We start from the raw sequence: 13,457 nt of genomic DNA, 5'->3' as shown, positions 1-13,457 counted from the left end.
GCCAGCGACACCTCGAACGCGAACAGCAGCACCTGCGCCACACCGGTCTGGTCGATGTCTCCAGCCGGATCGGGCAGATGGCCCATGATCTCGTCCCACGCGGCGGCGAACACCGGGTACGCCTCACGCAGGTGGGCACCCATGCCGAGGCGTTGCGCGCCCTGGCCGGTGAACATCCACCCCAGACCACCCTCGACCAGGCTCTCGGCCGTGAAGGATCCGTCCGGGCTCACCACGGCACCGTGCTCCAGCCGAGCCCGCGAAGACACCAGCGACCACGCCACATCGGCCAGATCCGGTTTCGTGACGAGAAAATCGGCGAGCCGGTCGGCCTGAGCCCGCACGGCCGCCGGTCCCCGTCCGGAGACGACCAGCGACACCGGGCCCGCCGAGTCCGCAACCGGCGTCGGCGGCTCGTCGACGGCTTCGAGGATCACGTGCGCGTTGGTGCCGCTGATCCCGAACGCGGACACCCCGGCCCGCCGGGCCCGTCCCGCGTCCGGCCAGTTCTTCCGCGCGGCAACGACTTCCACGGCACCCGACGACCACTCGACCTCGGAGCTGGCCCGCTCGGCGTGCAGCGAAGCGGGCACCACCCCCGCCCGCAGCGCCAGGACCATCTTGATCACCCCGGCCACCCCCGCGGCGGCCTGGGTGTGCCCGATGTTCGACTTGACCGACCCCAGCAGCAACGGGGTTTCCCGCTCCTGCCCGTACGTGGCGAGCAGCGCCTGCGCCTCGATGGGGTCACCGAGCGCGGTGCCGGTCCCGTGTCCTTCGACGACGTCCACATCGGACGGTGCCAGCCCGGCGGCCGTCAGCGCGGAGCGGATCACCCGCTGCTGCGCCGGGCCGTTCGGGGCCGACAGCCCGTTCGACGCGCCGTCCTGGTTGACCGCCGAGCCCCGCACCACGGCGAGCACCTCGTGCCCCAGGCGCCGGGCGTCCGACAGCCGCTCCACCACGAGGACCCCGACGCCCTCGCCCCAGCCGGTGCCGTCGGCACCCTCGGCGTAGGACTTGCAGCGGCCGTCGGCGGCCAGGCCGCCTTGCCGGGCGAAGGCTTCGAACGCGTTCGGGGTGGCCATCGTCGCGACGCCGCCGACCAGCGCGAGGGTCGACTCGCCGCTGCGCAGCGACTGCGTGGCCAGGTGCAACGCCACCAGCGACGACGAACACGCCGTGTCGACGGTCACCGCCGGGCCTTCGAGTCCGAGCGAGTACGCGATCCGTCCGGAAAGGACACTCGCCGCGCCACCGGTGAGGGCGTACTCGCGGCCGCGGCCGGCGGCGGTGACCAGCTCCGCGTAGTCGTGCGCGCCCGCGCCGACGAACACGCCCGCCGCGGTGCCCCGCAGCGACGTCGGGTCGACGCCCGCGCGCTCCAGCGCTTCCCAGCCGACCTCCAGCAGCAGCCGCTGCTGCGGGTCCGTCGCCTCGGCTTCGCGGGGCGAGATGCCGAAGAACCCGGCGTCGAACCCCTTGACGTCGAGGAACCCGCCGCTGAGGCCGGTCAGCCCGGCCAGGTCCCAGCCACGGTCGCCGGGGAGGTCGCCGATCGCGTCACCTTCGGCCAGCAGCAGGTCCCACAGCTGTTCGGGCGAGCCGACGCCGCCGGGGAACCGGCAGGCCAGGCCGATGATCGCGACCGGCTCGTCGGCCGTCACCGCGGCCGGGGCGGCGGCCGCCGGGGCCGGGGCGTCGACGAGCCGCGTCAGCAGGTGCCGGGCCACCTCGGCCGGGGTCGGGTGGTCGAAGACGAGCGTCGCGGGCAGGGTCAGCCCGGTCGCCGCGGCGACGCGGTTGCGCACCTCGACCGCGGTCAGCGAGTCGATCCCGAGGTCCTTGAACGGTTTCGCCGCCGGGACGGCCGTCTCGGCGTCGTGGCCGAGGACCAGCGCGGTCGCCCTGCGGACGAGCCCGAGCACGATCCGGTCGCGGTCCGCGTCACCGGTGGCCAGCAATTGCTGCCGCAGCGCCGAATCCGGCCCGGCGGGCTCGGCTTCGGGGGTGTCGGCTTCGGGGGTGCCGGTCAGGCGGTCGATGAGCGGACGGCGGCGGGCGGCGGTGTAGCTGTCGGCGAAGGCGGCCCAGTCGACGTCGGCGACGGCGACCGTGGTGTCGTCGTGCTCGATCGCGGTGACCAGCGCGGCGAGCGCGGTCTCCGGCGCCATCGACCGGAAGCCGACGTGGGTCAGCTCGCGTTCGATCCGGGCGTCGACCATGCCGCCACCGGCCCAGCTGCCCCAGGCGACCGACGTCGCCGCACGCCCCTGCCTGCGGCGGCGTTCGGCCAGGGCGTCGAGGTAGGCGTTCCCCGCCGCGTAGGCGGCCGAGCCCGCGCTGCCCCAGACCGCGGCACCGGAGGAGAACAGCACGAAGAAGTCGAGGGGCCGGTTGCCGAGCAGTGCGTCGAGGTGCCGGGCGCCGTCGGCCTTGGCGGTCGCGACGGCGAGGATTTCCGCGTCGGTGTCCTCGATCGCGGCCCGCGGGCTCGCCCCGGCTGCGTGCACCACGCCGGTGATCTCACGGCCCGCGGCGTCGAGGTCGGCGATCAGCGTGGCGACGGCGTCGCGGTCGGCGACGTCCGCGGCGACGACCGTGACCTCGGCGCCCCGGCCGCGCAGCTCGGCGACGAGGTCCGCGACGCCGTCGGCGTCCGGGCCGCGCCGGCTCACCAGCACGAGGTCGTGGGCGCCGCGGTCGGCCAGCAGGCGGCTGACGTGCCCGCCGAGCGCGCCGGTGCCGCCGGTGACGACGACGGTGCCGCGCACCCGCCACGGCGTCGCCGCACCGGTCACCGGCGCCGGGACGAGCCGCCGCACCAGGGCGCGGCCGTCGCGGACGGAGAACTCCTGCTCGTCGCCGGGCGCGGCCAGCACCGCGGCGAGCACGTCGAGGTCGCGCGGGGTCGCGTCGGCGGGCAGGTCGATCAGGCCACCCCAGCCGTCCGGCCATTCCAGGCCCGCGACCCGGCCGAAGCCCCACAACGCGGCCTGGTCCGGGTCGCCGTCGAGGGCGCCGCGCGTGACGCACCACAGCGGCGCGCTCGGGCCCGACTCCCGGACGGTCCGGACGAGCGCGAACACCTCGGCGAGGGACGCGCCGTCCACCAGGGCGACGATGCCGTCCGCCTCGCCGAGGTCGGTCACTGGCCGGACGGTGGCGCCGAGAGCGGTACACAGGTCGTCGGCCGGGTGCTCCCGCTCGGGTTCGGCGAGGACGACCCAGCGTCGGATGGGCGCCGCGCCGCGGGTGAGCGTGGTGGCTTGCCAGGTCGTGCGGTAGCGCAGCGCGTCGGCCGTCGACCGGCGCCGCCAGCCCGCCAGCAGGTCGAGGGCGGCCTGGACATCGCCGGTCACGCCGAGTTCGCCCGCGAGCGCTTCGGCGTCGCCGTCGTCGACCGCGCGCCACAGGTCACCGTCCGGCTCGGGGGCCGCGACTGGGGCCGGCGTCGGCCAGAAGCGCCGGTGCTGGAACGGGTAGGTGGGCAGGTCGACGTGCTCGCCCGGGTCGGCGGGGCGCGCGGCGGCCCAGTCGACGGTGACGCCGTGGGTGAACGCCTCGGCGAGCGCGGTGAGGAACTGGCGCGGGCCCTCGTGGTCGCGCCGGAGGGTGCCCGAGACGTGCGCGCCGACGGCTTCGGCCTCTTCGCGCACTGCGGGCACCAGGACCGGGTGCGGGCTGATCTCGGTGAAGACGCTGGATCCGGCGTCCAGCAGCGCGCGCACGACCGGGCCGAAGGAGACCTTCTCGCGCAGGTTGGTGTACCAGTACTCGGCCGTCATCGCGGTGGTGTCGAACGGGCCGGGCACGGTCGTGGAGTGCAGCGGGATCTGCGCGGCGCGCGGGGTGACCGGGGCGAGGTCGCGGAGCAGGTCGTCCCGGATCCGTTCGACCTGCGTGGAGTGCGACGCGTAGTCGACGGCGATCCGCCGTGCCCGGACCCCGGTCCGCTCGCACTCGGCGAGCAGTTCGTCGAGCGCGTCCGAGTCCCCGGAGACGACGGTCGCCGAAGCGCTGTTGACGGCGGCCACCGACACCCGATCGGCCCAGGGCGCGATCAGCTCGACGACGCGCGCCTCGGGCAGCGACACCGAGGCCATCCCACCGGGCCCGGACAGCCGGGCGCCGATCAGCTTGCTGCGCAACGCAACCACGCGCGCACCGTCCTCAAGGGACAGTGCCCCGGCGACGACGGCGGCGGCGATCTCCCCCTGGCTGTGCCCGACGACGGCGGCCGGGACGACCCCGCACTCCTGCCAGAGCCGGGCCAGCGACACCATGACGGCCCAGGTCACGGGCTGCACGACGTCGACGCGATCGAGCGGGCCCCGCAGTTCGGCGGTGAGGTCCCAGTCGGTGAAGGGAGCCAGCGCGGCGGCGCAGTCCCGCATGCGCGCGGCGAAGACGGGCGAGGCGTCCAGCAGGTCGGCGGCCATGCCGGTCCACTGCGAGCCCTGGCCGGGGAACACCCAGACCGGCGCGGCGGTGCGGGTGGCTTCCCCCGTGACGACGGTGGGGTGGCCGGCCAGGTCGCCGAGGCCGCGGACGGCGTCTTCGGCGCTGGTGCCGAGCACGACCGCGCGGTGTTCCCACGGGGTGCGGTCGGCCAGCGCGCGGGCAACGGCGGGAAGGGCAGGGCTCGCGGGCTTTTCGGTGGACGCAGCATCGCCGGTGCCGGAAGCGCGGTCCGCTCGCTGGCCGGCCTCGAGCGCCCCCGCGAGCCGGGCTGCCGCTGCCTCCAGCGCCGGCGCCGAGCGGGCCGACAGCACCAGCGGCACCCACTGCGACCGCACTCCTCGGGGCTCCTCCCCCGCGGCCGGCGGCTCGGGCGGCTCGGGCGGCTCCGCCAAGATCACGTGCGCGTTCGTCCCGCTCAGCCCGAACGCCGACACCCCGGCCCGCCGCGGCCGGTCCACCTCGGGCCACGGCCGCGCCCGGTCCAGGACCCGGACCGCGCCCGCGGTCCAGTCCACGTGCGGCGACGGCGAGTCCGCGTGCAGCGTCGCGGGCAGCCGTCCGTGCCGCATCGCCAGCAGCATCTTCAGCACCCCGGCCATCCCGGCGGCCGCCTGGGTGTGCCCGAGGTTGGACTTCACCGACCCCAGGTACAGCGGCTCCGAACGGTCCGCGCCGTAGGCCGCGAGCAGCGCCTCCGCCTCGATCGGGTCGCCCAGCGCCGTGCCGGTGCCGTGCGCTTCCACGGCGTCCACCTCCGACGGGGCCAGCCCGGCGCTCGACAGCGCCGCCCGGATGACCCGCTGCTGGGCCGGTCCGCTGGGGGCGGACAGCCCGTTGGAAGCCCCGTCCTGGTTGACCGCCGTGCCCGCGACCAGGCCGAGCACCCGGTGCCCGCGGCGGCGGGCCTCGGCGAGCGGTTCGAGGACCACCACCCCGGCGCCCTCGCCCCAGCCGGTGCCGTCGGCACCCGCGCCGAACGCCTTGCAGCGCCCGTCCGGGGCGAGGCCGCCCTGGCTGGAGAAGTCCACGAACAACTGCGGCGTCGACAGCACCGTCACCCCGGCCGCCAGCGCGAGCGAGCACTCCCCCGCCCGCAGCGACTGCACCGCCAGGTGCAGCGCCACCAGCGACGACGAGCACGCCGTGTCCACCGTGACGGCGGGCCCGGACAGCCCGAGCAGGTACGAAATGCGCCCGGACAGCACGCTGGCCGAAGTCCCGGTCACCAGATGGGCTTCGGTGTTCTCGGCGCCCGCGCGCAGCAGATCGGCGTAGTCGCGCAGGTTTGACCCGACGAACAGGCCGACGTCCCGGCCGCGCAGCCCCGGCGCCGGGATGCCCGCGCGTTCCAGGGCCTCCCAGGTGATCTGCAGCAGCAGCCGCTGCTGCGGGTCCATGGCCAGGGCCTCGCGCGGGGAGATGCCGAAGAAGTCCGCGTCGAACCCGGCGACGTCGTCGAGGAACCCGCCGGTGCGGACGTGGCTGGTGCCGGGGTGCGCCGGGTCCGGGTGGTACAGCGCGCCGAGGTCCCAGCCGCGGTCGGCGGGGAATTCCGTGATCGTGTCGGTCTCGTCGGAGAGCAGGTCCCACAGCCGTTCCGGCGTGTCGGCGCCGCCGGGGAACCGGTAGGCCATGGCCACGACGGCGATCGGCTCGCCCGCCGCGGCGGAGGTCCGGGCCGGGGCGGCCGGTTCGCCGGCCCCGTCGAGGTAGCGGACGACGTCCGCGGGCGTCGGGTGGTCGAACACGAGCCCGGCGGGCAGGTCCACGCCGAGGCGCGCGGCCAGGCGGTTGCGGAACTCGACCGAGGCCAGCGAAGTGAACCCGAGGTCGGCGAAGGTCAGCGTGGGGTCGATCGCGGCGCCGGACGGGTGGTCGAGCACCGCGGCGGCCTGCGCGAGCACGAGATCGCGCAGCCGCGCCGGGTCGATCCGCGGCGACGGCGCCGCGTCGATCCCGCCGGAGAGCAAGCCGGTCCGGGACGCGGGCGAATCGGCTTCGCCGGACAACGAGCCGGGCCGGGCGGCAACCGGCCCGGCGAACTCGCCCGGCGGCAGACCGGGCCGGGCGGCAACCGGCCCGGCGAACTCGCCGAACAGCGGGCTCGGCCGGGACTCGGCCAGCCGCGGCCAGTCGACGTCCGCGACGACCGCAGTGGGTGCCTCCGTGCCGAGCAGCGCGTGCAGCGTCGCCAGCGCGGGCGCCGGCCGAAGCGGTTCGAGGCCGATGCGGCGGAAGTGCCCCTGCACCGGCCCGGCCATGCCGTCCCCGGCCCACGGCCCCCACGCGACGGCCGTCGCGGGCAACCCGGCCGCGGCCCGCGACTCGGCCAGGGCGTCGAGGTACGCGTTCGCGGCGGCGTACCCGGCCTCGCCGATGTCGCCGACGACTCCCAGCACCGACGAGAACATCACGAAGGCGGAAAGATCGAGCCCGGCCGTCAGCTCGTGCAGGTTGCGCGCGGCCGTCGCCTTCGCCCGCGCGACCGCCCGGATCCGCTCGGGTGTGAGCGAGTCGATCAGGCCGGCGTCCACGACCCCCGCGGCGTGCACCACCGCGGTGAGCGGGAACTGCGCCGGAATCCCGTCGAGGACGCGGGCGAGCGCGTCCCGGTCGGCGGCGTCGCAGGCCTCCACGGTGAGGCGGGTCCCCGGGGCAGCCAGGCCGGCCGGCACCTCACCGCCGGTACGGCTGAGCAGGAGCAGGTGCCCGGCACCGAGCCCGGCCAGCCACCGGGCCACCTGCGTGCCGAGCGCACCGGTGCCCCCGGTGATCAGGACGGTCCCCCGCGGCCGCCAAGCGGGCTCCCCGGCCGGGAGCACGGGCCCCTCGGCCAGCCGCCGGACGTGCACGCCGGACGCGCGGATCGCGAACTGGTCCTCGCCACCGGGCGCGGTGAGCACCGCGCACAGCTCGTCGAGCGCGGCCGGTCCGGGCTCGCGCGGCAGGTCCACCGCGCCGCCCCAGCGGGACGGCACCTCCCGGGCCAGCACCCGGCCCAGGCCCCAGACGGGCGCCTGCTCCGGATCGACCGGCTCGTCGGCCACGCGTTGAGCCCCGGCCGTGACGCTCCAGAGCACCGCCGCACTGCCGAGGTCGCCCAGCGCCTGCACGAGCGACACGGTCGCGGCCGCACCACCGTCGCCGTCCTGAGCCAGCAGGGACAGCACGCCGTCCGCCGGAAAGTCCTTCAGCCGCGAGGCAATCGAGTCACGGTCCACAGTAGATACATCCACTGTGGACAAATTCATACCGCGCGCGACGAGACCGTCACGAAGCTCGCCGACCGGCGCGCCCGGCGGTGCGACGAGCAGCCACCGCCCGGCGGGCACCGCGCGCGGCAGCGGCGGGAGCGGCCGCCAGGCGGTCCGGTAGCACCGGGCGGTCGCGATCGGGCTCGAAGTCGTGGCGGACAGCCAGAACCGGCGCCGCTGGAACGCGTAACCCGGCAGATCGACCGTCCGGGCACCGGTGCCCGCGAAGTACGCGGACCAGTCCACCTCGCCACCGCGGCCGTGCACCCGGGCCAGCGCGCCGACGAGCGAGCGGACCTCCGGGCGCTCGCGGCTCAGCAGCGGCACGCAGGCGACGTCCGCGGGCAGCGTCTCGGCCACCATCGGCGCCAGGACGGCGTCCGGTCCGAGCTCCACCAGGACCGCGGAGCCCGCCTTCCGCAGCGCGACCACGGCGTCGGCGAACCGCACCGCGTCCCGCGCGTTGCGCAGCCAGTGCGCGGGCGTGCGCAGTTCGTCGGTGGCCGCGGCCCCGGTCGTGGTCGAGACGACGTCGAGGACCGGCTCGCGGTACTCCACCGACGCCAGCACTTCGCCGAACTCGGCCAGCATCGGCTCGATCAGGGTCGAGTGGAACGCGTGGCTGACGCTGAGCCGCTTCGTGCGCACCCCGCGCGCGGCCAGCTCCGCCGCCGCCCGGGTCACCGGCTCCTCGGCGCCTGAAAGGACCACCGAACGCGGGCTGTTGACGGCGGCGATCGAGACACCGTCGGTCAGGGACGCGCGCACGTCGGCTTCCGCGGCCGCCACGGCCACCATGGCGCCGCCTTCGGGCAGCGCCTGCATCAGCCGGCCCCGCGCGGCCACGACCTCGCACGCGTCCGGCAACGACCACAGCCCGGCGCAGTACGCGGCGCTCAGCTCACCGATGGAGTGCCCGGCCAGCCGGTCCGGCCGCACGCCCCAGTGCTCGAGCAGCCGGAACAGCGCGACCTCGATCGCGAACAGCCCGGCCTGGGCGTACTCGGTCCGGTCGATCAGCTCACCGTCCTCGCCGAACACGACGTCGGCGAGCCGGCGGTCCAGGTGGCGGTCCAGCTCCGCGCAGACCTCGTCGAACGCGGTCGCGAACACCGGGAACTCGCCGTACAGCTCGCGGCCCATGCCGGCGCGCTGGGCGCCCTGGCCGCTGAACACGAACGCGACCGGGCCGCCGGCGGCGCGGTCCGGCTCCCCGAGCCCGGCCAGCGCGCGCAGGGCCTCGTCCCGGTCGGCGGCCACGACCGCGCCGCGGTAGGCCAGCGCGGATCGCGTGGTGGCCAGAGAAAGCGCGACGTCGGTCAGGTCGGCGCCGGGCTCGGCCTGCAGGTGCGCGCGCAGCCGCCCGGCCTGCGCGCGCACCGCGTCCGGATCGGCGCCCGAAAGCAGCAGCGGCACCACGGCCGGCCGGTGCCGGATGGGCGTCGGCGCGGGGGGCGCCGCGGGCGGCTCGGCCAGGACGACGTGGGCGTTGGTGCCGCTGATGCCGAAGGACGACACCCCGGCCCGGCGCGGGCGGCCGGTCGCCGGCCACGGCTCACCCTCGCTCAGCAGCCGGACGGCCCCGGCGGCCCAGTCGACCTTCGGCGTCGGCTCGCCGGCGTGCAGGGTCGCGGGCAGGAACTCGTGCCGCAGGGCCAGCACCATCTTGATCACGCCGACGACGCCGGCCGCGGCCTGCGTGTGCCCCAGGTTGGACTTCGCCGACCCCAGCCGCAGCGGCTCGGCCCGGCCGTCGCCGTAGACGGCGAGCAGCGCCTCCGCCTCGATCGGGTCGCCCAGCGCGGTGCCGGTGCCGTGCGCCTCCACGGCGTCCACATCGGACGGTGCCAGCCCGGCGGACCCGAGCGCCCGCCGGATCACCCGCTGCTGCGCCGGCCCGTTCGGCGCGGTGAGGCCGTTGGACGCGCCGTCGGAGTTGACCGCGCTCCCGGCCACCACCGCGAGCACCCGGTGGCCGCGGCGGCGGGCATCGGACAGCCGTTCCAGCACGAGCACGCCCGCGCCTTCGGCCCACCCGGTGCCGTCCGCGGCCGAGGAGAACGCCTTGCACCGGCCGTCGGCGGCGAGGCCGCCCGCCGACGCGAACTCGGCGAACAGCCCGGGACCGGCCATCACCGCGACGCCCCCGGCGAGGGCGAGGTCGCATTCACCGTCCCGCAGGGCGCGGGCGGCCAGGTGCAGCGCCACCAGCGACGAGGAACACGCGGTGTCCACGGTCACCGCCGGCCCTTCCCAGCCGAAGGTGTAGGCGACCCGGCCGGAGAGCACGCTCGCGGTGGTCCCGGTCAGCAGGTAGCCCCGCGACTGGTCGGTGCCCTCGTGCAGGCGCGGGCCGTACTCCTGGGACATCGCGCCGACGAACACGCCGGTTTCGCTGCCGCGCAGCGCGTCCGGCGCGATCCCGGCGCGTTCGAGCGCCTCCCAGACGGTCTCGAGCAGGACGCGCTGCTGCGGGTCCATGGCGGCGGCTTCCCGCGGGCCGATGCCGAACAGCGCCGGGTCGAACTCCGCCGCGTCGAGCAGGAACCCGCCGCGGCGCGGGACGCCCGCGTCGAGCGCGGCCAGGTCCCAGCCGCGGTCACCGGGGAAGCCGGACACCACGTCCCGGCCCTCGCGCAGCAGGTCCCAGAACTCCTCCGGCGAGCCGACGCCACCGGGCAGCCGGCAGTGCATGCCGACGATGACGACCGGGTCGTCGCCGTCGACGCGCACCGCGGGCCCGGCTTCGGCGGCGGACTCGCCGGCGAGCAGGCCGTCGAGGTGGCGGGCGAGCGCGTCGGGCGTCGGGTGGTCGAAGACCAGGCCCGGGACCAGCCGCAGCCCGGTGGCCCGGGTCAGCCGGCCGGCCAGTTCGACGCCGAGCACGGAGTCGAGGCCGAGTTCGCGGAAGGTCAACGCGGGCAGGACGTCGTCGTGCCCGTCGGTGCCCAGCACCGCGGCGGCTTCCTCGCGCACCAGCTGCAGCAGCGCGGACCGGCCACGGGTCCGCCGCGGTGCCGGTGCGGGCGCGGTCGCCTCGATCGGGGCGGGCGCGCCTCGCGGGACGGCACCCGGCCGCAGCCAGAAGCTCCTGCGCTGGAACGCATAGGTCGGCAGCGCGGTCCGGCGGCCGCCGGACGCGGCGAGCACCGCGGTCCAGTCCACCTCGACGCCGGCCACCCAGGCCGCCGCGAACGCGCGCAGCAGCCGCTGCGGACCGCCGTCGAAACGGCGCAACGACGACAGCGTGACGGCGTCGGCTTCGGCGTGCTGGACCGTCTCGGTGAGCCCGACGACGAGCACCGGGTGCGGGCTCATCTCGGCGAACGCCGTGGTCCCGGCGGCCAGCAGGGTCCGCGTGGCGGCCTCGAACCGCACCGGCTCGCGGAGGTTGCGGTACCAGTAGCCCGCGTCCAGCTCGGCGCCGTCGGCGACCGCGCCGGTCACCGACGAGACGAACGTCGTCGTGCCCGCCCGGGGCCGCACCGGCGCCAGCACCTCGAGCAGGTGCTCGCGCAGCTCTTCGACCTGGGCGGAGTGGGACGCGTAGTCGACGGCGACGCGCCGCGCGCGGACGTCCTGCTCCTCGCAGTGGCGCAGGAGCTCGTCCAGGGCGTCGGCGGTGCCGGAGACGACGGTCGCGCCCGGGCCGTTCATCGCCGCGATGCCGATCCGGCCCTCCCAGGGGCCCACCAGCTCACGGGCGCGCTCGGCCGAGATCGGCAGCGACACCATGCCACCCCGTCCGGCCAGGCGGGCCAGCGCGCGGCTGCGCAGCACGACCACCCGCGCGCCGTCTTCGAGCGACAGCGCACCGGCCACCACGGCGGCGGCGATCTCGCCCTGGCTGTGCCCGACGACCGCCGCGGGCACCACGCCCGCGGCGCGCCAGACGGCGGCGAGCGACACCATCACCGCGAACAGGACCGGCTGGACGACGTCGTCGCGGTCCAGCGGCCCGGCCAGCTCCTCGAAGAGGTCCCACTCGACCAGCGGCGCCAGCGCGTCGGCGCACGCGCGCATCGAAGCGGCGAACGCGGGCGAGGACGCCATCAGGTCCAGGCCCATCGCCGTCCACTGCGAACCCTGGCCGGGGAAGACGAACACGGTGTCCCCGGCCGGGCCGGCCGGCCCGGTCACGACCTGGGCGGCCGGGCGCTGCTCGGCGACCGCGGCCAGCCCCGCCCGCAGCTCGTCCGGGCCGGCGCCCACCACCACGGCCCGGTGGCGGAACGGCGAGCGGGTCGTGGCCAGCGAGACCGCGACGTCGGCGGCGGGCAGGCGTTCGGCGTCGAGCCGGTCCACCAGTGCCGCGGCCTGCCCGGGCACGGCGTCCGCGGTGTGCCCGGACAGCATCCAGGGCGGCGCGGTGCCGGGGCCGAGGACGGCCGGGGTGTGCAGCCGGGCCACCACCGCGCGGGGGCGGCCCGCCTGACCGGTGAGCACGACGTGGCAGTTGGTGCCGCCCATGCCGAACGAGCTGACGCCGGCCACCAGCGGCCCGTCCGCCGGTGCCCACGGTTGCGCCCGCACCTGCACCGCGAGGTTGAGCCGGTCGAGCGGGATGGCGGGGTTGGGGTCGGCGAAGTTCAAGCTGGGGAACAGTTCCCGGCCCCGCAGGCTCAGGGCCACCTTGATCAGCCCGGCGATGCCGGCCGCGCCTTCGAGGTGCCCGATGGTGGTCTTCACCGAGCCCACCGGCAGCGGCGCGCCCGCGGGCCGGGACTCCCCCAGTGCCGCTCCGAGGGCCGCCGCTTCGACCGGGTCGCCCAGCGGGGTGCCGGTGCCGTGCAGCTCGACGTAGCCCGCGGACTCCGGCGGCAGCCCGGACCGGCGGAAGGCCCGGCGGATCACGGCTTCCTGGGCGGCCCGGTCCGGCGCGGTCAGGCCGGTGCCGCCGCCGTCGTTGTTCACCGCGCTGCCCGCGATCGCGCAGTAGACCGGATCGCCGTCGGCGAGGGCGTCGGAGAGGAACTTCAGCAGGACGAACCCGCCGCCCTCGCCGCGGACGTAGCCGTTGGCGCGGGCGTCGAAGGTGTGGCAGACCCCGTCGGGGGAAAGCGCACCGAGGTGCGCGACGGCCAGCGTGCCTTCCGCGGTGAGGTTGAGGTTCACCCCGCCGGCGAGGGCAGCCGTGCATTCGCCGCGGCGCAGGCTTTCCGCGGCCAGGTGCACGGCGACCAGCCCGGACGCCTGCCCGGCGTCCACCACGACGCTCGGGCCCCGCAGGCCCAGCGCGTACGACACGCGGTTCGCGATGACCCCGCGGTGCAGGCCGGTCAGGCTGTGGTGGCCGAGCGCGCCGGGGCCCTGGCTCTGCACGATGCCGCTGTAGTCGCCCGACATGGCGCCGACGAACACCCCGGTGTCGCTGCCGCGGAAGCGGTCCCGGACGATCCCGGCGTCTTCGAACGCCTCCCAGCCCAGCTCCAGCATGAGCCGCTGCTGCGGATCCATGGCGAGGGCCTCGCGCGGCGAGATCCCGAAGAACTCCGCATCGAAGAGGTCGACCCCGTCGACGAACCCGCCGCGCAGGCCCCCGACGGCGGCCACGTCGGCGGCGGCGTCACCCAGGTTGGCCCGGCGCTCCGGCGGCATGTCGGTGATCGCGGACTCGCCTCGCCGCAGCAGTTCGGCGAAGCGCTTCGGCCCGGCAGCGCCGGGGAATCGGCACGAGACACCGGCGATGACGATCGGATCGGTCGACGGCACCGCTTCGCCGTTGCCAGACTCAGCCAC

Annotated in this window: 1 protein-coding gene (cut by a window edge); it reads right to left on the bottom strand. The window is 76.3% G+C overall.

Annotated elements, in window-relative coordinates:
- A protein-coding gene (locus NYF13_RS15600; protein WP_315657526.1) for an SDR family NAD(P)-dependent oxidoreductase crosses the window boundary here: on the bottom strand, positions 1–13,457 show its 5' portion. It extends 4,459 nt beyond the left edge of the window; only the first 13,457 of its 17,916 coding nucleotides appear in the window; the start codon lies at positions 13,455–13,457; its stop codon lies beyond the left edge, outside the window.

The organism is Amycolatopsis sp. PS_44_ISF1, from assembly GCF_032335455.1.
In the GTDB taxonomy this organism is placed as follows: domain Bacteria; phylum Actinomycetota; class Actinomycetes; order Mycobacteriales; family Pseudonocardiaceae; genus Amycolatopsis.
The sequence above is the reverse complement of the archived record's forward strand: the minus strand, read 5'-3'. Positions and strand labels throughout refer to the sequence as shown.